The sequence below is a fragment of the Microcystis sp. LEGE 00066 genome (assembly GCF_015207925.1).
Classification (GTDB): domain Bacteria; phylum Cyanobacteriota; class Cyanobacteriia; order Cyanobacteriales; family Microcystaceae; genus Microcystis; species Microcystis ichthyoblabe_A.
The window spans coordinates 1-25,916 of the sequence record NZ_JADEVX010000047.1 but is presented as its reverse complement, the minus strand read 5'-3'; the positions used below and the strand labels follow the sequence as shown (position 1 = coordinate 25,916).

At 44.7% G+C, this 25,916-nt stretch carries 17 protein-coding genes and 1 pseudogene; 11 read left to right on the top strand and 7 right to left on the bottom strand.

Features of this window, described 5'->3' with window-relative positions; all coding sequences use genetic code 11:
• Positions 1-120 precede the first annotated feature (120 nt).
• Positions 121-2,685, top strand: coding sequence for an ATP-binding protein (locus tag IQ224_RS08955; protein WP_370583140.1), 2,565 nt, complete (start codon positions 121-123; stop codon positions 2,683-2,685).
• Positions 2,686-3,012: 327 nt separating this feature from the next.
• Here the strand turns inward: IQ224_RS08955 and IQ224_RS08950 are convergent, their stop codons facing one another.
• Together IQ224_RS08950 and IQ224_RS08945 are read right to left on the bottom strand one after the other, a co-directional pair.
• The gene (locus IQ224_RS08950) at positions 3,013-3,579 is read right to left on the bottom strand and encodes a hypothetical protein (RefSeq protein ID WP_002748948.1); all 567 of its coding nucleotides are present in this window, start codon (positions 3,577-3,579) and stop codon (positions 3,013-3,015) included.
• A gap of 461 nt (positions 3,580-4,040) precedes the next feature.
• Entirely contained in the window at positions 4,041-5,540 is a 1,500-nt protein-coding gene (locus IQ224_RS08945) for a hypothetical protein (protein WP_036403110.1), read from the bottom strand.
• A gap of 467 nt (positions 5,541-6,007) precedes the next feature.
• On the opposite strand from IQ224_RS08945, the gene psaA reads away from it, so the two are divergent.
• The 6 genes from psaA (at position 6,008) to IQ224_RS08915 (ending at position 17,024) form a co-directional block, all read left to right on the top strand.
• Positions 6,008-8,257 carry a photosystem I core protein PsaA gene (psaA, locus tag IQ224_RS08940; RefSeq protein ID WP_002734764.1) on the top strand — a complete coding sequence of 750 codons (2,250 nt, stop codon included), beginning with the start codon at positions 6,008-6,010 and terminating at the stop codon, positions 8,255-8,257.
• A gap of 178 nt (positions 8,258-8,435) precedes the next feature.
• Positions 8,436-10,649, top strand: coding sequence for a photosystem I core protein PsaB (psaB, locus tag IQ224_RS08935; protein ID WP_002732591.1), 2,214 nt, complete (start codon positions 8,436-8,438; stop codon positions 10,647-10,649).
• Between the two features lie 54 nt (positions 10,650-10,703).
• Positions 10,704-11,195, top strand: coding sequence for a DUF29 domain-containing protein (locus IQ224_RS08930; protein WP_194032845.1), 492 nt, complete (start codon positions 10,704-10,706; stop codon positions 11,193-11,195).
• A 289-nt stretch (positions 11,196-11,484) separates the two neighbouring features.
• Positions 11,485-13,914 carry a dynamin family protein gene (locus tag IQ224_RS08925; RefSeq protein ID WP_002748958.1) on the top strand — a complete coding sequence of 810 codons (2,430 nt, stop codon included), beginning with the start codon at positions 11,485-11,487 and terminating at the stop codon, positions 13,912-13,914.
• The gene (locus IQ224_RS08920) at positions 13,914-14,705 is read left to right on the top strand and encodes a hypothetical protein (protein ID WP_002748960.1); all 792 of its coding nucleotides are present in this window, start codon (positions 13,914-13,916) and stop codon (positions 14,703-14,705) included. The genes IQ224_RS08925 and IQ224_RS08920 overlap by 1 nt, the downstream gene beginning before the upstream one ends.
• 12 nt (positions 14,706-14,717) lie before the next feature.
• Complete coding sequence (locus IQ224_RS08915; protein WP_194032844.1) at positions 14,718-17,024, top strand: dynamin family protein; 2,307 nt, start codon at positions 14,718-14,720, stop codon at positions 17,022-17,024.
• 110 nt (positions 17,025-17,134) lie between these two features.
• Here IQ224_RS08915 and cofH read toward each other — a convergent pair whose 3' ends face one another.
• Positions 17,135-18,271 carry a 7,8-didemethyl-8-hydroxy-5-deazariboflavin synthase subunit CofH gene (gene cofH, locus IQ224_RS08910; RefSeq protein WP_002749417.1) on the bottom strand — a complete coding sequence of 379 codons (1,137 nt, stop codon included), beginning with the start codon at positions 18,269-18,271 and terminating at the stop codon, positions 17,135-17,137.
• 137 nt (positions 18,272-18,408) lie between these two features.
• The gene (psb29, locus tag IQ224_RS08905; RefSeq protein ID WP_002749415.1) at positions 18,409-19,095 is read right to left on the bottom strand and encodes a photosystem II biogenesis protein Psp29; all 687 of its coding nucleotides are present in this window, start codon (positions 19,093-19,095) and stop codon (positions 18,409-18,411) included.
• A 216-nt stretch (positions 19,096-19,311) separates the two neighbouring features.
• Here psb29 and smpB point away from each other — a divergent pair, with 216 nt between their 5' ends.
• Positions 19,312-19,776 carry an SsrA-binding protein SmpB gene (gene smpB / locus IQ224_RS08900; RefSeq protein ID WP_002732921.1) on the top strand — a complete coding sequence of 155 codons (465 nt, stop codon included), beginning with the start codon at positions 19,312-19,314 and terminating at the stop codon, positions 19,774-19,776.
• Between the two features lie 118 nt (positions 19,777-19,894).
• Positions 19,895-20,443 carry a DUF2808 domain-containing protein gene (locus IQ224_RS08895; protein WP_002749411.1) on the top strand — a complete coding sequence of 183 codons (549 nt, stop codon included), beginning with the start codon at positions 19,895-19,897 and terminating at the stop codon, positions 20,441-20,443.
• A 228-nt stretch (positions 20,444-20,671) separates the two neighbouring features.
• Here IQ224_RS08895 and IQ224_RS08890 read toward each other — a convergent pair whose 3' ends face one another.
• Positions 20,672-20,989 (bottom strand): KGG domain-containing protein, encoded by a 318-nt coding sequence (locus tag IQ224_RS08890; protein ID WP_002732376.1) that lies wholly within the window; start codon positions 20,987-20,989, stop codon positions 20,672-20,674.
• Between the two features lie 449 nt (positions 20,990-21,438).
• Positions 21,439-23,682 (bottom strand): IMS domain-containing protein, encoded by a 2,244-nt coding sequence (locus IQ224_RS08885; protein ID WP_194032843.1) that lies wholly within the window; start codon positions 23,680-23,682, stop codon positions 21,439-21,441.
• Between the two features lie 247 nt (positions 23,683-23,929).
• Between IQ224_RS08885 and pdhA the strand changes: the two genes are divergently transcribed.
• Both pdhA and IQ224_RS08875 read left to right on the top strand, forming a co-directional pair.
• On the top strand, positions 23,930-24,964 hold the full coding sequence (pdhA, locus tag IQ224_RS08880; protein ID WP_002733307.1) for a pyruvate dehydrogenase (acetyl-transferring) E1 component subunit alpha: 1,035 nt from the start codon (positions 23,930-23,932) through the stop codon (positions 24,962-24,964).
• 283 nt (positions 24,965-25,247) lie between these two features.
• Positions 25,248-25,661 (top strand): annotated as a pseudogene (locus IQ224_RS08875) (RRXRR domain-containing protein); the annotation flags it as partial.
• Positions 25,662-25,675: 14 nt separating this feature from the next.
• On the opposite strand, the gene IQ224_RS08870 reads toward IQ224_RS08875, so the two are convergent.
• On the bottom strand, positions 25,676-25,916 hold a 241-nt coding region (locus IQ224_RS08870), incomplete at its 5' end, for a transposase (protein WP_194032842.1).

Here is a 25,916-nt window from a genome sequence, read left to right as displayed (position 1 = left end):
ATACTTAATTTGTCCAGCCAACTGTTTTTTTGGGTGATCGCCTCTCCTCAAAAATAGTTACTTTGTACTATATGCCCATGCCAAAATCGGGGTTAATGCTCTATTTATTTCAAAATGAGAATTGCTGATCACCTCTTCTTCGGCGTGGAAACGAAAGACCTCCCCGGTATGGAGCCAGTCTTGCAAGCAGCAGCCGTCAACGAACCACCGAAAAACGTTAACACCGTCGTCATCGTCGGCAATAAGCTATCTCCAGGTACGGTGGAAAAAAAACGAGATGGAGTCCGGGTTCATACCCTTTGGGGAGAGATTGCCTGGCAGTTGGGGGGTAAAGAAGGCTATGAGATGGTGCGAGAGGCTGATGAAACAGCCACCAACCCCGGAGATGTCCTCAAAGAACTTTTTAACCGCTATGCCCCTTGCTTGATTCTCATCGATGAGTGGGTTGCCTACGCCCGCCAGCTTCACGAACGGGCAGACTTGCCTGGAGGAAGTTTTGATACCCACTTTACCTTCGCGCAGACCTTGAGTGAATCAGCGAAGAATGCCGATCGCACCCTTTTAGTCGTGAGCATCCCCTCCTCTGACATCGAAATTGGCGGGGAGAGAGGCACAGAGGCCCTAGACCGCCTTAAAAATGCGATCGGGCGCATCCAATCCCCCTGGCGACCCGCTAGTGCCGAGGAGAGTTTCGAGATCGTCCGCCGCCGTCTCTTTCAAACCACTACTGACCCGCAACTATTTGTCGCACGGGATGCGGTGATTAAAGCCTTCTCCGAGATGTATCGCACCCAGGGCCAGGAGTTTCCTAGCGAATGCCTGGAGGCTGACTACAGGCGCCGCCTGCGGGAAGCCTATCCCATTCACCCGGAATTTTTTGATCGCCTCTACTCCGACTGGTCAACCCTCGATAAATTCCAACGCACCAGGGGTGTTTTGCGACTCATGGCCAAGGTCATCCATTCCCTTTGGGAGCGAGAGGACAAGAGCTTGTTGATCATGCCGTCCCACGTCCCGATGGATGATGCTCAGGTTCAGTCGGAGTTAACCCGCTACTTAGATGATAATTGGGTTCCGATCATCGAAAAGGATGTGGATGGCCCCAATTCTCTGCCCCTCGACATCGATCGCCAAAATTCCAACCTGGGACGCTATTCTGCTTGCCGTCGGGTCACGCGCACTATTTACCTTGGCTCGGCCCCCACGATTCGGGCTGCTAACCGAGGTCTGGAAGATAAGAGGATCAAACTGGGTTGTGTGCAGCCGGGGGAGACTGTAGCCATCTTTGGGGATGCCCTCCGGCGACTGACGGATCGAGCCACCTACCTCTACATCGATGGCAACCGCTACTGGATTTCCAATCAGCCGAACGTCACCCGCACAGCCCAAGATCGGGCAAACCTGCTCTTTGAGGAGCGGTATAAAGTGACAGAAGAAATCGTCCGGCGCTTGAAGGCCGACCAGCAGCGGGGCGAGTTTGGAGCGATTCATATTGCTCCAGAATCAACTGCTGATATTCCCGATGATCCTCATCTGGGGGTGCGGCTTATAGTTCTCAGTCCTGGGCAACCCCACAGCAAATCCGCCGAAGATAGCCCCGCTCGGCGTTTAGTGGCGGAAATTCTCAATCAGAGAGGGGGTAGCCCCCGCTATTACAAGAATACGCTTGTATTCGTTGCCGCTGACAAGTCGAACTTGGAAAACTTAGAGAAGAACGTCGCCGGATATCTTGCCTGGAATTCAATTGTGGCGGATCAGGAAACCCTCAATCTCGATGTTTCTCAGAGAAAACAGGCGATCACTAAGCGCGACCAAGCCGACAAGGAGGTAAGCCTGATCCTCAACCAAACTTATCAGTGGCTGTTAGTGCCAGAGCAACCGGAACCCCAAGGAGGCATTCAGTGGACTGATAACCGAATCCCAGGAGACGATTCCCCTATCGATCGAGCCAGCCGCAAACTGGTTCATGAGGGGCAACTGATTACCCATTACTCTGGTGACAACCTGCGGATGGACGCCCTCGACAAATACCTGTGGCGTTCGACTAACCACATTGATATCAAGCGTCTCTGGGAGTACCTAGCGCAGTATCTTTACTTGCCCCGTCTCAAGAACCCGGATGTTCTACTTCAGGCTGTGCGGGAGGGGGTTCGTTCTACGCTCGTAGAGGAAAACTTCGGTTATGCAGAGGGCTGGGATGAGGCGAAGCAAAGATATACTGGTCTTGTCATCCTTCGGGATATCAACCCGAGTATCAGCAGTCACAGCCTTCTGGTTAAGCCTGATGTAGCTATGGGGCAGCTAGAGGCCGAGAAACCAGCTAACCCCCCGACCGCTGCCGAGACTGATTCCGTTATCTCTAGTGACCCCGATAGGCCGCTATACTTAACCTCTGGTGTTAGATTAACTGCGAAAGAGTCCCCCGATGATCTGGTCGAGAAAAAGCCGGTTTTGCGGAGGTTTTACGGCATTGTCTCGATCGATCCCCTGCGGATCAATCGAGACGCTCCAGCGATCGCCAATGAGATCATCCAGCATCTCACCCGACTCAGTGGGGCCAGGGTTAAGGTAACACTGGAGATTGAAGCCGAAATTCCCGATGGTGCGCCCGATGATGTGGTGCGGACGGTGACGGAGAATTGTCGGACTTTGAAATTTAATAATCAGTCTTTTGAACCGGAGTGAATATCGGGAAATTTCCCTATCTGGATTCGGTCATGGCTCTCTTAATTCTTTGCGTGATCTCGCGTAGCGAGCGCGTTGCGACCAGTTTAACTTACTATAGAAGCGATCAATCTTTGTGTCCTCTGTGTCTGGAGTAGTTCCTTCCACTCCCTCGCCAGCAGGACTGTATCTTAGAATACATTTTACCCACCAAACCTAAGAGAGCAATAATAATCCCCCTTTTATCTGAAAAAGAGGGATTTATTTAGTCCAAATTGGTTAGATTGTGAGCAAAGTTTTCACCCTTCTCAGTCTCAAGACAAGAGATTTTATCCTGATGTCTTCCCACTACCAAAGTCCGCGGATAGGAGATACACTAGGCGCGGGAGCGGGTTGAGGAGCAACTTCAGTAAAGGTTCTGGTTTCCGGGGGTAAAGCGGGAAGTCCCCAAGCGGGTTGTTTTTCGTTGATTTCTCTTAAAAGTTGCGAGCGAGTGCTACTGACGGCGATTTCTGATTTTAGTTTCAAGCGGGAAACCCAATAGGGACGAGCTTTACCCACATAAACTAATTTGCCATCTACCACTTGCAATAGTACATCGTCACCACCAGTGGCATCCCCAACAATACGAGCGGTGGTTCCGTCGGCAAAGTCACCACTGAAAATTTCTTTGCCATCCACTGTTACAGGTCTGATCAATTGGACGGACATAATGCCACCCACGGTTCCCCGGACACGACCTAGTACATAGTCACCGGGGTTGAGTTGTGGCTCACCTCTGTAGGTGTTATGGCCGCGCAGTTGACTGATCAGGATTTCGTTATTTTGTGGTCCTGCTTGTGCGGGTACAGCACCAACGGTAGTTAGGGCAACTAAACCGGCAAAACCAGCGACAAGGGAAATTTTGTTAAACACAATTACCTCAAGCAAAAAGTTAGTAAATTGTCTATAGACGTTTTAGATTATAACCTAGTTCCCAATTTTGTCTATATTGCGAAATATTAGTTTAATAATTTCTCGATCGAGCGGTTGGAGGTTTCAGTTATCAGTTATCAGATTGCAGTTTTAAGTACACAGTGTTGGGTGAAAACTTCGGTGTCTTCTGGACATCAGGTGAAAAATGTTCACTATGTCACATAATGGGCGCAAGCAGTTCGATAAACTCACTGACCACCTTGCACCCCTACACCCGGCACGATGTTAATGGTAGGGACATAAGGCTTATGCCGTTTTTTCGATAAGATAAGCTTATCACTTTAACTCCAATATAACCAAACTGGGGAGCTTTCTTTTCACTGATTACTGATTACTGTTTACTGCTCACTGAAAAACCCCCCACCCCCCCACTTCCCCTGAAAACTGGATTAAGCTAGGCTCTAAGACCGCTCGACATTGCTGAATAATTGAGGATCGAGGGTGGGTAGTTCGATATCTTTTTCTGCTGGGGAAGAGGGTGACTGGAAGCGATTTACGGTTTGTTGAACGCGATCAAAAATGGTGATTTTTTGCTCGCTATTGTTCTGGGGTTCGGGAATAGGTTCCACTTCTAGCGGAGGCTGAATCCCAGGGGCAGGTTCGTTAATCTCCTTTGTCTCTGGTATGGTGGTTAGGGGAGATTCGATCGCTTCAGGGGTTTCCTCTAGCTTTTCGACTGTTTCTGTCTCTACTGGTTTTTCTTCCACTATGGGGCTTTCTGGCTCAATAACAGGGTTTTCCTCAACTATGGGGCTTTCTGGCTCAATAACAGGGCTTTCTGGCTCAATAACAGGGTTTTCTTCCACGATTGGGCTTTCTAGCTCAATAACAGGGGTTTCCTCAACTACAGGGTTTTCTTCCTCAACTATAGAGGTTTCTGGTTCGATAAAGGGGGTTTCTTCCTCTAGACTAGGAATAGTTTGATAGTTGGGATCAACGATGCTACGGGCAATTGTAGGGGATAAATCGCCGCGGACTAATTGACTGAGGCCGTCTTGGTAAGAGGGATCAAAGCTAATCACGCGCACGCTGGTATTAAACTCGTTTTCGACTTTATTTCCCTGACCATCGATGAATTCTAGTTGTACCCAGTTATTGCCCTTGGCAAAACCCTTGAGATAAATCGGTTCCCAAGTATCAAGCAGAAAACTTTCACCGTTGACGGTGACACGAATGCGCCAATCTTGAAGATTATTATCCCCGTTGGCAGTATTGGACAGACGTAGAGGAGCATTACTCAGATAAAAATCGAGCAGGATCGGTTCCGCACCGTAGATTCCTTGCGGACTACTGTAGGTCAACAGGGGTAAGTTATGATCAGGGGCATTTTTGCCTGTTTTTGTCAGAATATGAAAGGTTGTTTCAGCAAATGCCCCATCATTTTTAAAACTTTCCTGCCAAGGACGCAGGGCGAAGACGCGCAGGGTATGAGTACCTGGGGCAAGATTTTCTAGGATAATCGGTTGCTTGAGGTCGTAAATAGCTGCTGCTGGTTCATTATCGACAATTAGACTCAAGTGGGATCCTAATTTCAGGGTATCGTCTTGGAAAATTGGCAGATCTGACACTTGTAGTTTAACTATCACCTGGGTGTCATCGAAAACCTCTTCGGCCAGAGGGCTGAGAATCGTTACTTGGGGGGCGTAACGCTCTAAACTGGGGCGCAGTTCCTGAATTAGGGCCGGGGGAGCAACCTCAGAAATGCGGCCTTGGACGACGGGAAGATTAGAGGTTTCGGAAGTGGGGAGATTGGTGGCTGTCAAGCGATCGCCACAGGCGGTTAACAGAATGGTCAGTAAACCGATCACAAGACATATATGAAGGGTTTTGACTGGGATTAATTTATGTAGTAGGGATAGCACGTTCCTCCTAGAGCCAAGGCCAAAATCTATACAAACCATTGATTTTTGCTAGAGTCATTGAATGCTCTGGTGTCAGCAAAAGCGCGAGAAGATCAGGTTATGGCCTCAATTTTACAGAATTGTTTGATTGTTTTTTGAGAATCTATCTATTGAATTTTCTATATGGTCTGGTGAGGGAGAAAAAGGTGAAATCGGCTTCTGGGGCGACAATTAATAAACTTTTGTAAAGAAAAATTACCGGTCTGACCCTGACTAAGACCGTCCATAGCAGAAAATGTCTCTCCTATCAAGGATTGAGAGAATTTTAATTATTGTTAAGCACAACGAACAGAGGAGAGAACAAAGACTTATCATCTACTATTGATGCTTTCGACTGGAATCTCACCCAAGAGGAAAGTCAAGCGACATTAACAAAAGGTGGGTCAGATTTCAACTTGCCTTTTTTAGGTTAAAAAATCTATCCTCAAATAAAACGCTAAGTCTATTGTCGAGAGAGGAGAATCCTCATGGCACTCCCCCCCAAAGAGGCGGTAGCTAAAGTGATTGTAGATAAAGACCCAGTACCTACTTCCTTTGAGAAGTGGGGTCAACCGGGGCATTTTGATCGCACTTTAGCCAAAGGACCCAAAACCACTACCTGGATTTGGAACCTACACGCCAACGTCCACGATTTTGATAGTCAAACCAGCGATCTCGAAGATATTTCCCGGAAAATCTTCAGCGCCCACTTCGGACATCTCGCCGTTGTCTTCGTTTGGCTAAGTGGAATGTACTTCCACGGCGCGAAATTTTCTAACTATGAAGCTTGGTTAACCAACCCGCTCGCCATCAAACCCAGCGCCCAAGTGGTCTGGCCGATCGTCGGTCAAGGCATCCTCAACGGCGATGTGGGCGGCGGTTTCCACGGTATTCAGATCACCTCTGGTCTGTTCTACCTCTGGCGGGCTTCTGGGTTCACCAACAGCTATCAGCTATACTGCACCGCTATCGGTGGTTTAGTTATGGCGGGCCTGATGCTGTTTGCCGGTTGGTTCCATTACCACAAAAGCGCACCGAAACTGGAATGGTTCCAAAACGTGGAATCGATGATGAACCACCACTTGGCGGGTTTACTCGGCTTAGGTTCCCTAGGTTGGGCGGGTCATCAGATTCACGTTTCTTTACCGGTGAACAAACTCCTCGATGCTGGAGTCGCTCCCCAAGATATCCCCTTGCCCCACGAGTTCATCCTCGAACCGAGCAAGATGGCGGATTTATATCCCAGTTTCGCCCAGGGTTTGACCCCCTTCTTTACCCTTAACTGGGGTGCTTACTCGGATTTCCTCACCTTCAAAGGCGGCTTGAACCCCGTGACCGGTGGTCTCTGGCTTTCCGATACCGCTCACCATCACTTGGCGATCGCTGTATTATTCATCATTGCTGGTCATATGTACCGTACCAACTGGGGCATCGGTCACAGCATGAAGGAAATCCTCGAAAACCACAAAGGTCCCTTCACCGGTCAAGGTCATAAAGGACTGTACGAAATCCTGACCACCTCTTGGCACGCTCAGTTAGCGATTAACCTTGCTCTCTTAGGTTCGCTAACCATCATCGTGGCCCACCATATGTACGCCATGCCGCCCTATCCCTATCAGGCGACGGACTACGCTACCCAACTATCCTTGTTCACTCACCACACTTGGATCGGTGGCTTCTTAATCGTCGGTGCGGGAGCGCACGGAGCGATCTTTATGGTACGCGACTACGATCCAGCCAAAAACGTGGATAACCTGCTCGATCGGGTGATCCGTCATCGCGACGCAATTATCTCCCACCTGAACTGGGTATGTATTTTCCTTGGCTTCCATAGCTTCGGTTTATACATTCACAACGACACCATGCGGGCTTTTGGTCGTCCCCAAGATATGTTCTCGGATACGGGAATTCAACTACAACCCATCTTTGCCCAATGGGTACAAAGTCTCCACACCCTAGCCCCCGGCAACACCGCTCCTAACGCTCTCACTACCGCTAGTTATGCTTTCGGTGGCGACGTGGTAGCAGTGGGTGGCAAAGTGGCCATGATGCCGATCACTCTCGGTACTGCCGATTTCCTCGTGCATCACATCCACGCCTTCACCATCCATGTAACCGTGTTGATTCTCCTCAAAGGGGTTCTCTACGCTCGCGGTTCCCGTCTGATTCCCGATAAGGCGAATCTCGGTTTCCGTTTCCCCTGCGATGGTCCCGGTCGCGGCGGTACCTGCCAAGTTTCGGGTTGGGATCACGTTTTCCTCGGCCTGTTCTGGATGTACAACTCCATCTCGGTCGTAATCTTCCACTTTAGCTGGAAAATGCAGTCCGATGTCTGGGGAACCGTCGCCCCCGATGGCACTGTCACCCACGTTACCCTTGGTAACTTCGCCCAAAGTGCCATCACCATCAACGGTTGGTTACGCGATTTCCTCTGGGCGCAAGCGGCGCAAGTCATTAATTCCTATGGCTCTGCTCTGTCTGCCTACGGAATCATGTTCCTAGCCGGTCACTTCGTCTTCGCGTTTAGCTTGATGTTCCTGTTCAGCGGTCGCGGCTACTGGCAAGAATTAATCGAGTCGATCGTCTGGGCGCACAACAAGTTAAGAGTTGCCCCCGCTATCCAACCTCGCGCCCTGAGCATCATTCAAGGTCGTGCCGTTGGTGTGGCTCACTACCTCTTAGGCGGTATTGTCACCACTTGGGCATTCTTCTTGGCCAGAAGTCTCTCGATTGGCTAAACTTGCCTATAAGGGCTTGCCAGTCCCCCGGGGATTGGCAAGACTAGGCTGAACCAGCGTCGATTGACCGATACCACTGTAAGCGTTTCCTATTACAGTGGGTGAATTTAAAAAAGGAAATAACCAGCACTCGTGTAAGAGCCTCAGTTATTTAGAGAGGAGAATTTCCTAAACAGCTATGGCAACTAAATTCCCTAAATTTAGCCAAGATCTAGCCCAAGATCCGACCACCCGTCGGATTTGGTACGGGATCGCCACAGCCCACGATTTTGAAAGTCATGATGGCATGACGGAAGAGAATCTCTACCAAAAGATTTTCGCGTCGCACTTCGGCCACATTGCAATCATTTTCCTGTGGACTTCTGGTACTATATTCCACGTCGCTTGGCAAGGTAACTTCGAGCAGTGGATCAAAGATCCCTTAAACATCCGTCCCATCGCCCACGCGATTTGGGATCCCCAGTTCGGTAAAGGCGCGGTAGATGCCTTCACCCAAGCTGGTGCTTCTAATCCTGTTAACATCGCCTATTCCGGGGTTTACCACTGGTTCTACACCATCGGTATGACCTCCAACCAAGACCTATACCAAGGTGCGGTGTTCCTGCTGATTCTCTCGGCGATTTTCCTCTTTGCTGGCTGGTTACACTTACAACCTAAGTTCCGTCCTAGCCTCGCTTGGTTCAAAAACGCTGAATCTCGCCTGAACCACCACCTCGCCGCTCTGTTCGGTGTTAGCTCTCTGGCTTGGACCGGACACCTCGTTCACGTTGCTATCCCCGAATCCCGCGGTCAGCACGTTGGTTGGGACAACTTCCTCTCCACTCCCCCCCACCCGGCGGGTTTACTACCCTTCTTCACCGGTGACTGGAGTGTGTATGCAGAAAACCCCGATACTGCTAACCACATTTTCGGTACTGCCCAAGGCGCGGGAACTGCGATTCTCACCTTCTTAGGTGGTTTCCATCCCCAAACCGAGTCTCTCTGGTTAACCGATATGGCTCACCACCACTTGGCGATCGCTGTGATCTTCATTGTGGCTGGTCATATGTACCGCACCAACTGGGGCATCGGTCACAGCATCAAGGACATCCTCAATGCACACAGACCCCCCAGTGGTAAGTTAGGAGCCGGTCACAAAAATCTTTATGACACGGTTAACAACTCTCTCCACTTCCAACTCGGTTTGGCTCTCGCTTCTTTAGGCGTGATCACCTCTCTGGTGGCGCAGCATATGTACGCGCTACCCCCTTATGCCTTTATTGCTAAGGACTACACCACCCAAGCGGCTCTTTATACCCACCACCAATACATCGCTGGTTTCCTAGCGGTGGGTGCTTTCGCTCACGGTGCTATCTTCTTCGTGCGTGACTATGATCCCGAAGCGAACAAAGATAACGTGCTGGCGCGGATGCTGGAGCATAAAGAAGCGATCATCTCTCACCTAAGCTGGGTTTCCCTTTTCTTAGGTTTCCACACCCTCGGCCTCTACGTTCATAACGATGTGGTCGTCGCTTTCGGTACTCCCGAAAAACAAATCCTGATCGAACCTGTGTTTGCTCAATTCGTGCAAGCAGCTTCGGGTAAAACCCTGTACGGCATGAACGTACTGTTGTCTAACCCCGATAGTATCGCTTACACCGCCTATCCCAACTACGGTGATGTTTGGTTACCCGGTTGGCTAGACGCAATCAATAGCGGCACTAACTCCCTCTTCTTAACCATCGGTCCCGGCGACTTCCTCGTTCACCATGCGATCGCTCTTGGTTTACACACCACCGTTCTAATCCTGGTTAAAGGTGCTTTAGACGCTCGTGGTTCCAAATTAATGCCCGATAAAAAAGACTTCGGGTATTCCTTCCCTTGCGACGGTCCCGGCCGTGGCGGTACTTGCGACATCTCTGCTTGGGATTCCTTCTACCTAGCCATGTTCTGGATGTTGAACACCTTGGGTTGGTTAACCTTCTACTGGCACTGGAAACACCTCGGTGTCTGGTCGGGTAACGTGGCTCAGTTTAACGAAAACTCCACCTACCTGATGGGCTGGTTCCGCGATTACCTCTGGGCTAACTCGGCTCAGTTAATCAACGGTTACAACCCCTACGGTGTTAATAACCTTTCTGTCTGGGCCTGGATGTTCCTCTTTGGACACCTCGTTTGGGCAACCGGTTTCATGTTCCTGATCTCTTGGCGTGGTTACTGGCAAGAGTTGATCGAAACTATCGTTTGGGCCCACGAACGTACTCCTCTGGCGAACCTCGTTCGTTGGAAAGACAAACCCGTGGCTCTCTCGATCGTTCAGGCTCGTTTGGTTGGTTTAGCTCACTTCACCGTTGGCTATATCTTCACCTACGCCGCCTTCTTGATCGCCTCCACTGCTGGCAAGTTCGGCTAAACCTTGAATTAGGTGACTAAAAAACCCCCTGCCCATTGGTGGGGGGTTTTGTTTATGATTGATCATAAAAGCACGGCTCAATCTCAAAAATCTATGCAGTGGGAAGAATTAAAACAACTTTATGATCAGGACTTTGTTTTGTGGATTGAGCGAACCACCGAACAAATTCGACGCGGGGAGATTAAAAATTTAGATTGGGAACATCTTTTAACGGAGATAGAAGATTTGGGTAGAGAACAAAGAAACCAAGTGGAAAGCTATCTAATTCAGCCCGTTAAACATTTATTCATGTATCAGTATTGGCTGACTGAAAAAGGTAATTGTGGCTGGGAATGGGCCGATGAAATCGATAATTTTCGTCTAGAACTAGAAATTTTATTCCAGTCAAAAACCCTCTACAATTATGGGGCTTCTAGGCTAGATATAATTTATGATAAAGCCAAGCGATCGGTGATCCAAAAAACTGGTTTATCTGTTGATACGTTTCCGCAAGTTTGTCCTTATACCTTTGCGGAAATTATAGATTTTGACTTTTTACCAGTTTAGAACACGAGAATTAAAGGCAAGAAAGAAAATTGGCTCTTCGGGACTTGGTATGGTTCGATATGGGGGCATAAATCGACTAAATCCTTATCTGGCAAGAGATTTAATTGATTAGTTCGCTCTAGATCGCAAACAATTGACAAAAATCGCGGTAATGTCTGTCTCTATAAGGGTTTCATTCCTTATAACCCCCATCCATTGCATAACACAAACCGAAGAGCCAGAAAATTATCGTTATAATGAAGTTGTGGCTTATTCTTGAATCAGCTTATTCTGTCAGCGATAGAGTATTATGGGTCAAAAATCTTACGCAGTTTTCCAAGCAGTGGAAAATAAAGCTAACCTTCTAGCGGGTTATTGGGGTGACTTCAAAACGGAGATTATTCAGCATTTGCCTGAATCCTATCATGGTGAAATCCACGAACTTTCTAGTAATCTAGAGAAAGCTTTAGAAGTTTTAATCAATGAATTGCGCCATCCTACCCTGATTTTAGCGACGACTGGCACGACGAGCAGTGGGAAGAGTACCCTAGTTAATTTCCTCTGTGGTGCTGATATTGTGCCGATGGCACAGCGAGAAATGAGTGCAGGAACAGTTACCATTGAGTATAGCGAAGAAAAGACTTTAATTATTGAAAAAACACCAGGGGCGTTGTGGGAATGCGGGAAATGGGAAAAGATTAGCGACGAAGATATTTATAGTCGCTTAAAACAGTTAATGAAGGCTTATATTAAAGCCAGAAAAAAACAACCTGATTTAGCTTATCCTCGATCTATTATTTATTATCCTTTTAGACTGGTTAAAGATGAAAGTTTCTTAGAATTGCCTAAAGGGGTTAGAGTTAAATTATTAGATTTACCCGGGTTATCTTATGTAGGAGATGAGGGAAATATTGGGATTATCAAACAATGTCGTGAAGCTTTATGTTTAGTAACATATAACAGCGCAGAAACAGATCCTTATAAAGTTGATAATCTGTTATCAGAAGTTGTTGATCAAGTTAAAGATTTAGGCGGCTCTCCTGCACGAATGCTATTTATTTTAAATCGGATTGATATATTCAGATCAGATGATGATTGGCAAGAAAGTGAAAGTGAGTTTGTTGAAGAAACGACTGAAAACATTAAGGAAAAACTGATCGAGAATTTAAGAGAATATACAAAAGATATTGAAAATTTGAGAATTGTAAAACTGAGTACATGGCCAGCTTTATTGGCTTTACAAATTCAGGATAATAAGAAATTGCTTCAGGATCTGTTAGAGGAATTACCTAAAAGAGAGGAAAATTGGTCAGAGCATGATCAAACTAGACTTGAGAAAGTATTAAAACCCTATGAGCAAGCCATAGATAACTTTCAAGTTTTAATTAAGGAAATTATGAAGCGAGGAAACTTAAGTCTTGATGCTAAACAATGGACTATCTCTCAACAAGAACAAATTGCCAAAGAGTTATTCAAACAATCCTATGCAGAAGAATTTGAAAAAAAACTAAGCAAGCACATAGCAGAACATTTTCCTAAATTAGTTATTCCCCAAGCTATAGAAAAATTTAATGTAGCGGTGGGAAATAGTATTGCACAATGGGCAGTACAAACTACTACGGCAATTCTTAACAGTTCGGAAGAAAATTATCAGCAAGAATCTGAATTGTTATCACAAACAAAAGAAAATCTTGATTCTTTTCTCCAAGCTAGTAATGCCAAATTAAGACAGCCTCTAGCCGTTTTTGAAAAATTAGATATTGATACCAAAACAGCCGATAATTTAGTAGCTAGTTTAAGAGAGGCTATCAATGAACTTCAATTTACTCCCCCTTATGACCAAATTCAAGAGAAATTAGTTCCCTTAGTTGAGTGGAGAGAGGCACTAAAGACTGTTATTAGAAACGTTTTAGAAGCAGTAGTTAAATCTTTAGATAATGGCAGAGTTGATTTGGACAATATCAACTTTAAAAAGGCCAATGTTAATCAGGTTAATATGCTAAAAAACAACTTGGATATCCTGATTCAATTGGGCTATACAGGTTCAGATGCAAGAAATAGTTTATTAATCACAGCAAAAAGGGATAAAGAGAAATTAAGTCTTCAAATAATTAAAAAAGAGTTAAATAATTTATCAATTAATCTAACTATCATATTATCGCAAATATTAAAGAGAGTGTCTGCTCAGGAGATTAACAGAATAGAGGAATCTGTATCTGAATTGTTTAGATTTCATATTAAACATATAGAAAAGGGTGCTGAAGAAAAAGCACCAAATTTTGTTATAAAATTTCCACAATCTGAACTTAATACATTTACTAGAAAACTGGAATTTGATTTTAATTTGGAGTCTGATATTGAAATCAGTTCTGGTACTTACAGAAGTTTTAAACACTGGCTATGGATGAAAAAAAAGGAAAGCATGATTGCAGAAATTCCAAGCACTGAAACTCTTTTACAGAATTGGATTCATCAATTCCAGCAACAGGGCGAACCTGAAATGTTATGTTCAATGTTTGAATGGTTATTAGAACAGATTGATAATTTAAAAAAAAATGTAGATCATAAAACCCATGACATTTTTAATAGCTATTTAGCCAGCCTAGAAAAAGCTCAACAGGAAATAACTACTAACTACGAGGAAACACAAATTATATGGAAACCTATCCAAGAAAGAGCTAAATTTTTAGAACAAAGCCTTGCGGAATTAGAAAGTTTTGAAAAAGAGGAGGTGAATTAGTGAATAATAAATATTTTTCGAGTATTTGTAAAGATGTTTTTGCAATTGTGTATCCAAAAATAAAATCTAAAAAAGGAGGTGTACTCTATCATGTTTTAAGTATTATTCTTGAAAGAGAAGAATCTCAGAGAGATGATCTATGTCGTTATTTTGGAATTAATCAATCCTCTTGTTTAGATGAAGATAAAAGGTTGTCTGGTGAATTTCTTAATGATGTAACAAAGCTCGTTTATGTAGAAAGGCTTAAATTCGGGGACTTTAATTCAACAAATCTTGCAACTGGCATAAGTGATATCTTAGATAACGTTGATCTAACAAAATCAAATCAATCAAAGGAAGAACGCCAAATGGAATTAATTATTACAGTAGCTTGTTTAATGGTAGGGGCATTTACTTGTTTTAAATATCTACAAAGGACTCGTTCTAAAAATGAAATTAGTCCGACAGCTTCTTTATGTCTAGCTGTTCCTGCATCAGAAGTTTATAATTTACATGAAGGGTATGATCTTAATAGAGATGATGTTGTAAGATTAATTGATTGTGCTACAGAATTTTTATGTGTGCCAGAGTATAAAAAAATATCTGTAGAGACTATACCGGACGAAGGACGCTCTCCTGAAAGTCGATTAAAATTCTACGTTAGAATTAATCTCAAAAATGGAGGTAATATCATTGGTAAAGAAACTCAGTATGGAATGAAGCGAGAACTTCCACTTAATGTAACAGGAAAAGTTATACAGATAGGGTTTCTCAAAAATGTCTCTATTCTCAGAGAATTCAACCGTATTTAAGGAGTTAATTTAATGGATTGGAAATCGGCCTCATCCTACTATGAAACCCGCCTCAGTGATGTCTTAAATATCCAACATTTTGCCGTTGACTTAGCCAAACTTCCCCAAGCTGAAGTTCCCTCTAAATTAACAGAAATCCTCCTGCAAGAGGCAATACCTGCTAACCGTCAACTCGAAAGACTGAGAAAAAGAGAATTTCGTATTGCTGTGGTTGGCTTAGAAAAGGCGGGAAAAAGTGCCTTTATTAACGCATGGTTAGAATGTGATTTACTTCCTGCCAAAGGAGGAAGATGTACCTTTACCACCACGCAAATTTATTCCGTTAAAAGCGAATCTGAACAAAGATTAGAAGTGCAAACCCGCAGCGAAGAACAATTTATTCATCTTCTCAAAGAATTAGAAACCGTTGGCGCAAAAGAAGACTTAAACACCATTAGAGAAAACGAAATCACCCTAAAACAAGTCAGACGAGAAGGTAATTTAGTTATTCCTTTTACTCGACTAGAAGACATCCGAGAACAACTAAAAAAATACGTTGCTGATGAAAAATACGCCCATGCGGTTCTAGAAGCACGACTTTATACTAATAAACTCGCTCAAGCAGAAGGAATTGTCTTTTATGATGTTCCTGGTTCAGATTCTGGGTTAGCCAAGCACGTTGATGAAGCCCAACAAATGTTATCCGACTGTGATGCAGTCATCGTGATTCAGCGTTTTCGCAGTATTAGAGAAGCCGAATTAGAAATTATTAAATTTACAGAACAAGGTGATAAGAATGTGACCATTGCTGATAAGTTATTTGTCTTTTTAAGTCATATTGACTCTCTTGGTAGCCCAGAAGCCCTTAAAACTCATATTACAGAAGCCTCTCAGGATTGGTCAAAACGCGCTAATTTACCGGTTAATCGCATTGTTTCTGGTTCAGCAGGAGCTTATTTAATCTTAAATAATCTGGCGGAAGAACATACTCAATTAGAAATCGGAAAAGCCAGCAATATTCAAGATAAATTAAAAACTTTGACTGGAATTATAGATGATGAAATGTTAAGAACTCAAGCTACAGGAATCCCTGAAATTAAACAAAAAATCTTTAATTATATTAATACTGAGCGAGTAGCAATTCTCAAGAAACGCTGTGAAGCTTCCATTGATAAAATTGTCAGCACCTCAGAGGATATTCACCATTTTGTCAGTCAAAGATTTCCCGAAAATCCTGAAGAAGCACAACGCTTTGAAGAGGAAAGAAGAAGAATTGATTTTTCAGAATGGTGGCATAGAAAATGGGAACAGATAAAAGCTGATTTACAAAACTTTTATGAAACATCTGCCATTAACAAACCCTTAGAAAAAGTTAATAATGAATCTTCTAGTAGTATCGAAAAGTTTAAAGAACGCTATGGGCAACTGTTAGCCAGTGAAATGGCAAAATTAAGACAAGAAACTTTAAGAAAAAAAGAAATTATTTTTGCCGCAAATTCTTTTCCAGACTTCGACAAGGCAAAAGCTAATTATGCCTGGCGGGATGACTTGTATGGGGATGTTAGAAAATTTTTGGATGCCCTTGCTCGACAATTAGCGGCAGAATTAAAAGATGAAGCTTTAAAATTAGTCGATTATATGTCCTCCTTATTATGGGGAAGTTCTCAAGTAAAAGAACGATTAATTGGTTATTCAGAACAGGAGTTTTTAACTCGCTTAGAAAATAGCTTATCAGTGTTATTTTTAAGATTTGCTCGTCCCGTTGCTGAAGCATTAATTCGCGGTTCTGTTAACAGTGATACCCGCAGCCAAATTGTCAAATCCTTAGGGGCTGATGTGGAACTGATTGATAACTATTATCAAGGAGATGAACCTGCTTTTAGAGTCTTAAAAAAATACGTTAAGTATGGTTCTGATTTACTTTTTAATCCTAATCTTCGTCAACAGGTGTTAGGTGTAACAGAAATTGCCAAAAACGTTATCGGAATGACGGTAGATACAGTTATCGATTTGGCTGACCAATTAACCCCACCCAGAGAGGTTGTTACCTTTGAAGTAACTAATGATATTAACGCTTTTGAAGAATATCTACGCCATGGTATTTTTGAAGCCGCAGGATTTGAGTCCTACTGTATTCAAGAATTAAGAGGATTAGTGGATATTTTTCGAGAAAAAGAAGGAACATGGGCAGGTGTCGCCCAAAACGAATGGTATAAGGAGAATCCTCAGCTTGTAGCAGAATTACCCGCTAATTTGAAATCTCAAGAATTTAATTTAGAAGTTAGTGAACGACTGAGACAATTGGCAATTGCCTTGAAAAGAAATAGTTCCTCTCAATAACGTCAGTTCGGGTTAGGGGAATTTTCTCAGGACTCGGACGGGAGAAGGAAAGTTTTAACCCGGGACAGGATCAAGCTTTCAGCTAATCCAGGATTCGGGTTAAATAGACTCTAATAGATTGTATCCCGTTGACGGGCGGGGCGATCGAGGGATTTAATCGCCGTTGCTAATTCCTCGACGGTCAAACAGGTACCGCCCAGGGCCCCGGCCATAGTGGTAATATGTTCTTCCATGAGAGTACCACCGAGATCGTTGCAACCCCAGTTTAAGGCTTCTGTCGCCCCCTGTAAGCCCAATTTTACCCAACTGGGTTGATGATTTTTAATGCTATTGCCCAGATAAATCCGCGCCACTGCTGTTAATTTTAATGTATCGGCTAAAATTGGTTGATCCCGTCCGACTCGATGTCTCAGGGGTTTGGGGGCCGATTGTCCCACAAAAGGCAATAAAATAAATTCGGTGATTTTAGCCGGATAATTATTTTCTAGGGCGATTTCTTGCTGTTTTCTAATTTTTTCAAGGTGCTGCACCTGTTGACTAGGGGTTTCAATATGACCGCAGAGCATGGTACTGGTGGTATGTAACCCCAAGCGATGGGCAATACCGACTATTTCTAACCAAGTGGCGGCATCGATTTTTTCTGGACAAATTACCCGTCTTACCTCATCCACTAACACCTCGGCAGCCGTCCCCGGTAGAGAATTCACTCCTGCTTCTTGCAGGGAAGCGATAACTTTTTCGTAACTTAAACCGTCTTCCCTAGCGATAAATTGGACTTCTTGGGGCGAAAAAGCGTGTAAATGCAGGTCAGGAAAGGCTTGTTTCAGGTTTTTAACAATTTCGAGGTAATAGTCTAAGGAATTGCCCTTAATCTTGGCTTTTGGGTTTAATCCTCCCTGCATACAAATTTCTGTAGCCCCACGATGGACAGCATCCGTCGCTTTAGCGATAATTTCCTCTAAATTAAGCCAGAAGGCCCCCTCTTCATTTTCATCGCGTCTGAATGCACAAAAACTGCAATGCTGCTCACAAATGTTACTAAAATTAATGTTGCGATTGATCACGTAGGTGACGGTATCTCCCACCTGTTGACGACGCAAAAAGTCGGCCGTTTCCCGAATCTGGGCAATTAAACGGTTATCGGTAGTTTCTAGCAAGATAATCGCTTCTTTTGCCGATAAATTCGCCCCTGACCGCGCTTTTGCCAAAATATCGGTTACGGGTGCGGTGATGGAGGAGTTAGTCACGGGAAATAAATATTGAGGGTTGCCGATCCTAATTGTAGAACGAGGTCAGAAGGAACAGTAAAGAAAGAGAGCCGATTTAATCCTTTTTCTGTTCCCTATTCCCTTGTCTGCACGCGGTAATTTCCGGTTGAGAGCCTTTATTGCAGGGTGGTTTGTTTTTCCTGTTCTTTTTGTTGACGTTTTTTCTTTTCTGCTTCTAGAGCATCTTCGATAACCTTGAGCAGCTGATCCATTTTATCGAGATTACCGCGATAAACATCGAGGTCTTTTTGCAGTTTTTCGCTGGAGAGATGCAGAATTTCTGAGAATTTTTGCAAAATTGGTTCGCGTTTTTCTTTTTCCTTGATTATGTCTGGTTGTGCTTCGGCTAAAATAGTATAAAGACCGATGGCAAACAGGCGACTATACTTAAACTTGGGCGCATTAATCACCGAAACTAAACTATCAGACAACTGATTGTTACCACCTAGGGCAGGGTTTTGCAGTTGGGAAAGCAAGGAATCAATATTAGTTTCTTTGGCAATAGCGATAATATTTTCGGCATCACGACGATAGACTTCGGGATTACCGTTAACCGCTTGGCACAAAGCATTAAAAATATTCGGTTTATCTTCCCCCGGACGATAGCCTTCCATGAACTTCTCGAAAGAAGTAACCACACCAAGAGCATAAATTGGATCATAATGGAAATCTACATTAACGGAGAGCAGGTGCATCTCGACTAATAATTCCTCAACCACGCGCCGATACACCGAATTGATGGGGCGGGTGTGGCGAGTATAAAAATCACGCTTACTATCGGAAACAGTACGAATTTTGTCCACAGAACCAAACTTCATAAAAATTTAACACTGCTCTCATTTTCCCCCTTCTCGTTCCCCCTGACAAGGCCGGTGATCACCAAAGAGCCACCAGCAGTCAGTCCCCAGAGAGCAAAAGAATGAGTAAGATATAAAGATAAGGACATGGAAAAATCGAGATAATTAGCCGATACTGCCTCTACCAATCGCTTTTTTACTTTTCACTTTTCACTTGACTATATGGCCAATCAAGACGACAAAATCAAAATTATCACTGATAACCGGCAAGCACGCCATCTCTACGAGATTTTAGAGACTTTTGAAGCGGGGGTGCAGTTGCTGGGGACCGAGGTTAAATCTGTGCGCGCTGGTAAGGTAAACCTGCGGGATGGTTACGTTTTAGTCCGCAATGGTGAAGCCGTGTTAATTAATGTTCATATTTCCCCCTACGAACAGAGTAGCGAATATTTTAATCACGATCCGCGCCGGACGAGAAAATTGTTGATGCACAAAAAGGAAATCAGCAAACTCATCGGTCAAGTGGAACAGAAAGGCTTAACTCTTGTGCCTTTGAAGATGTATTTTAAAGGTAGTTGGGTAAAAATCAGCATTGGCCTCGGTAGAGGCAAGAAATTACACGATAAACGCGAAGATTTGAAACGTCGTCAGGATCAACGGGATATGGCACGAGCGATGAAGCGTTAACCAAGACACTTATCGGACTGGCAAAGGTCTAGGTAAGAAACGAGCGAGTTTTGTTAGAGTTGAACTGTATTCGGCTCCTTGCAGCCATCACCATCCCCCTCACCTTGGGTTGAAATTTATGTTAAAACTCTTGACAAAAGTAATTAAATATGCGAAGGCACCCGCTTTGATCGCTCTATTCTTAGGGGTGGGTGCGGGAATTATTTTACCAAAAATAACTTTAGCCAATGGCAACCCCGGCCTAACAATTTTTAGTGGAGTCGATCGCAAGGATATCTTAGATTATTTCTTGCAATTTGGTGGTCGTCCCAAGCAAATGGATCGTTATAAACTCTATATCCCCGCGAAAAAACTCTCCCAAGGAGCTTCAGCTTTTTTTATTTCCTATCCTGATTATTTTAACGGCCAGTTTGACACCAATAAAATCGAGGTACGCATCAACGGCAAATCTTTACCTTTAAAGGAAGTGGTTTGGGATAAGGATAGTCGCGTTATTCAAATTGTCCCCGAACAAGCGATCGATCCCACCAGCAAAGTTGAAATCGTCATGTCTAATGTCAGAAATCCCGAATTAGGCACTTATTACTTTACCTGTGATGTGACTGCCTCTGGCAATATTCCCGTCCGTCTCTACGTCGGTACTTGGATTGTCAGTATCGAACCTTAAAGTATTTATTGGGGATAGGGAAATGGGGGAATGGGGAATTTAACTAAAAACCCCAACACCCCAAAACCCTAGCAAAAATAAATTCAGAACGATTTTGCGCCGTTTCAGCGATCACTAAAATTGTTAAGAATTGTACAACCCTCTTGTTATAAGGCTTTTTATGTCATGAAACCTTAAAATGAGAATTGCTGCCAAAACCCCCTCAGTCCCAGAAAAAGTCAACCAAAGTCAACTATTTGCTTCCGAGTTGCCAAAATCTGAGGAATTTTCACCTATAGACTCGTTGACTGGGGAATTTTCCCCGGAGTTTAAGTTTTTGCGACTGCCTTTGTGAGAATTTTTGCCCCCTTCCCGTCCAATAGCTGCCATGTGGGATCGATCTCGGCTAACCGCTTCACCACCTTTTCGTCCCGCTTCGCGAGCTTCTTCGGAGGTAAATTCGTGGGCTGTCCCTTTTTGATGAGCAGCTTTACCACCTTTACTAGCGATTTCCCTTTGTTTAGCTTGATCCATAGAGGCAAAACCTCGTTTACTCTTACCTGTCATAATATCCCTCCTGTGTGAATGCTGATTTTAAAAGTTCTTAAAGACTTATGCGAGATTTTTAAAAGATCAAAATCATGGTCTTGTGGGTGAGCAAAACATTGAGATTGCCCCGCTTTTTTCCTCTAAGAACTATGGATCCCTACCTACGATTATAACTCATTAGCTTGACTTCTAGGGAACCAATTACAGCAATCAAAGAGCAGATTTTATGTTAAAAAATATTAAGAGAATCGAGCATTTATCAGTCTAAAGATATAGAAGTTATCTTAATAGTGAGGTACAAAGTTTTCGTTTAGGGGAGTCAGTCCTCAGTTATCAGTTTTTTTCCCCCTGCTCCCTTCTCCCCACTTCCCCACTTCCCCACTTCCCACTGAAAAGGCTGCCATGCAGCCTTTATTGGGTGTGCAGGCAGCCTAAAGCCTAGTTTTTGGGGATTTAATCGGAAAAAATTAGGGTAAGACTTGGGTTTTTTCGATCAACCATTTATCTCCTTGCCGTACCAAATCATAGCGCACCTTCAAGGACTCATTATAGGAACGATTGACAATTTCTTTGCCATTATGGAAATACATGGCCTTTTCGTTGACTATCGCTTCTACTGTCGCTAAATTAGGATTTTTCGGATTATTAGTAATTGATCGCACATCCACTTGATGATCATAGCGCCAATAGTTATTTCCCTGTAAAGCCGCCGCCCGTTTTTGCCAAATTTGCAAGGCTGAACCCGTTAAAACCTCTTTCAATGGCTCTTTTTGGTGTTCACTGCCAAAAGCAGCCGATTTTGCCCTTAACCAAGCTTGAATCGTCTCCTTAGCTGTTTCTTTGCTTAAGGGAGTCCTTTCCATCACCTCCGCGTTAGCCGAAGGAATTTCTAGTATGGGAGTATTTAAAGAAATCGATAACTGTTCCCCTTGCAGGGCTGCTAAAGGAGATTGACTATCGACAATTGCCTTTACCCCCAGGGCTAAGACTGCGAGCGTTCCCAATAATCCTACCCCCAATATTGCCACTCGATCGAGTCGTAGTTTTCTGCGGACTGGTCGTCTCCGTTTCGGTGCGACTAGGGCAGTTTTTACCGTTTCTACGGCTGCCGGCCCGGAGTTGCCCGCTGCTGGGTGGCGCGAGCGACTAGGACGACGACGGGGGGGATTAAGTGCCGGTTGACGATCGGCTGCTGTCACCACCACACTGCCCTGAGTATAGGGGGTGAAAGTTTCCTGCTGAGGGGTGGCTCTCAGGGCAGGTACAGCAGTGCCTGTCCGCTCACCGTTAGCTCTAGCTAAAGACGGTTTTTGGGGACGAGAATGGGAAGAATAAGCAGATTCCCTCATCGGTGTCGCTCCTGGCACTGGGTTTAAATGGGTGGGGGGGGTGTGGGTTTTGAGAACATTTACTTCCGATTCTAAAGGTTCCCCAACCTTTTCTTGAACTGACACAGGAACTTTTTCGTCAGGAAAACCTGACAATTCTTCTAAATAATTTTGTACCTCTTCCTCGGCAAAATACTCTTTGAGTGAGGCTTTCCGCTCGACTAAATCACTAAAATGGCAGAAAACTTCTGTTTGTAACCAACGCTCACCGTAACGACATAACCCAGGTAGAAGATCGGGAGATTGCCCAGATTGTTCCTTAATGTAATTTAATATTTCTTGCTCTTGACTTTTTTCTAAAATTGTGCTCGCTTGTTCGGTTTGACCGAGCAGTAGAGCGCAGATCGAGCGCTCGATGGAAACATCCTGATGTTTTTGTAATTGCTGCAGGCGATCGCTGGCTGCCACAATAGCGGCGGGTTGTTTTTGGGCGAAACCGCGGGCAATCAAGGCATAGACCAGCAGATAATTACCCACCGCCGAGGGGCGTTCTGCCTCTTTTGCCCAGATTTTCTCCTGTTCGCCCTGAGTCAAATAAACCCGTAACTGTTGAATAAAGCGTAAAAAATTATCCACCCCCAACCCAGAGCGATCGTCGCCCTGGCCATCGATGCCACCGCGAGCGGCCAACATATCCTCCAAGAGATTTAAGCCCCGCTGACGGGCAAGACCGGGGTTTTTTTCTTGGGATAACAATTCCAGAACCTGGTAGGGACGCAAGCGATCGCAATCATGACGAATCTCGCTGGCCACTTGCGGGAACATTTGTTCTTGTTCCAAGCAGATCAAGGCCTTGGCTGCGGTGCTGGCCGCCTGTTCATAATTTTTATCCTGCCAATATTCCCGACTTAATTCCCCGTAGGCCAAAGCCAAGGTTAAGATCATATCTGGGCGAGTAGTTGGCTCCAAATCTAGATAAGTTTCAGCCAAACGAATCACTAACTCGTATTCTCCCAACTCTTGCAGGATGAGCAAAGCTCCCACCAGATCGGCGGGGGCAATGGTAATCTGGGGAGTGGGATATTCTGAGGAAGCGGCGGCCACCTCCCCACCCTGAGAATCGAGGTTTTCGGCGCTGCTATCTGGGTTGAGAAGCAGGGGATTGGGAGCGAAAAATTGGGCATCGTAATCACGACGGCGATCCAGATCACTTAACACTTGGTAAGCTTCATCTAACAAGTGCTGACGGGCAACGATCGCTGTTTGACTGTATTCTTGACGTGGCAATTGCCGTCCCCGATCGGCGTGGGCCAAATCAATCTGCTCGGCATTCACCTGAAAAGGGATTCCCAATATCCTGTAGTAGTCAAGAGGAATTCGCACGGTTAGCTGTACCTCAACTCTGGAGAGTCCTTAGTGAATTAAATGATGTAAGTGAGAGCGGAGCGAGTAAAATAACAAGATACCATCTTATCCTAGCCAATCTCTGACTGACTAAGATTAGATTTGAGAGAGAAAATACCAAGAAGCCCTTGGTTTAAGACCAAAAAATTCACTGCCAGAATTCTCGAAAAATCTACCGCTTCCTCTCCCCTTGCCTTTTTGTTGTCTAAATGATACTACAGACCCTATGATTTCCGAACGTACTTTACCAACCTTTAATCCTGCTTCCATCATTATCACCAAAGCTGAAGGTCTTCGCCTATACGAGGATATGGTTTTGGGGCGGATGTTTGAAGATAAATGCGCCGAAATGTATTATCGGGGCAAAATGTTCGGTTTTGTCCACCTCTACAACGGTCAAGAAGCGATATCTAGCGGTATTATTAAAGCCTTGCGTCAGGGAGAAGATTACGTTTCTAGTACCTATCGCGATCACGTCCACGCCCTTAGTGCCGGAGTTCCCGCTCAAGAGGTGATGGCGGAGTTATTCGGCAAAGCTACCGGTTGTAGTAAAGGACGGGGCGGCTCCATGCATATGTTTTCCGCCGAACATAAGCTTTTAGGGGGTTATGCTTTTGTGGCCGAGGGGATTCCCGTCGCTACCGGGGCGGCTTTTCAGAGTAAATACCGTCGGGAAGCCATGGGTGATGCCAGTGCCGATCAGGTAACGGTCTGTTTCTTTGGGGATGGGGCGAGTAATAATGGCCAGTTTTTTGAGTGTCTGAATATGGCCGCCCTCTGGAAGTTGCCGATTATCTATGTGGTGGAAAATAATAAGTGGGCGATCGGAATGGCCCACGATCGAGCCACTTCTCAACCAGAAATCTATAAAAAAGCCAGTGTTTTTAGTATGGTCGGTGTGGAAGTGGACGGTATGGATGTGGTCGCCGTTCATGCCGCCGCCAGAGAAGCCGTGGCCCGCGCCCGCGCCGGTGAGGGGCCGACTTTGATTGAGGCCTTAACCTATCGTTTCCGGGGTCACTCTCTAGCAGATCCCGACGAGTTACGCAGTGCTGACGAGAAACAATTCTGGGGCGAAAGAGATCCGATCACTCGCTTTGCCGCCTACCTCTACGAGCGAGATCTGGCCACGAGAGAAGAATTAAAAGAAATCGAGGAGAAAATTCAAGCTGAAATCGAGGCAGCGGTTAAATTTGCCGAATCTAGCCCCGAACCTGATCCTAGTGAACTAACTCGCTTTATTTTCGCCGAAGACGAGTAATTTCAGTGATCAGTTACCAGTTATTCAGATTTGAGTAATCACTGATCACTGATTACTTAAGGTATTCTGTCACTAACCCCGCCCTAAAAGGGACGGAGCTTGCCTAAACCAATTTAGGCGACGCAAGTAGAGACTACCGCATCGAGACACAATCTGGTACAGACCTCCGAATACTTCCCTAGTTCGGATTCCCTCTCAGCTTTATTGGTAAAGCGTTGTTAGACAAGACATCTTGATTGTGTTGCGGAAAGGGACTTTAACTTTACTCTTAAGGATTATCTCCATGGCAAGAGTTCCTGTTATCTCAAAAGACGGAAAACCGTTAATGTCCACCAAACCCAGTCGGGCCAGACGGTGGATTAAGGAAGGAAAAGCTATCGGCAAATTCAACGACTTAGATATTTTCTATGTCCAGCTAACCGATGAACCTTCCGATAGTAAAACCCAACCAATTGCCATTGGTATTGACCCGGGTAAATTATTCTCTGGAATTGGCGTTCAATCCTCTCTTTTTACTCTTTGGAAGGCTCACTTAGAACTTCCTTTTAAACGAGTAAGAGAGCGCATGGACAATAGACGGTTAATGCGAAAAGGACGTAGAGGAAGACGGATTAACCGCCAACTTTCTTTTAATCTAAGAGCGCATCGACAAAAACGATTTTCAAATAGAAAACAAGGAAAATTAGGCTCTTCGTTACTCTTTATGCTAAATCAACAGACAAGATGCCAAGATAACATACTTCTAACCCAAAAATTCCGAAAGTTTCTAAAGCCATAGCCTCTCCGTTTTATTAGTTTAAGTTTATTGTTGATTCCCTCGACCATCCCATTCGTTGTCCTTCGCTCGAAATAACTAATTATTTCTCCAAACCAGTTTCGGATTGTTTGACAACTCTTAGTAAAAACACTGGAGGATTTTGCCAACCATTCCGAGATGGATAGCATTCCCTCT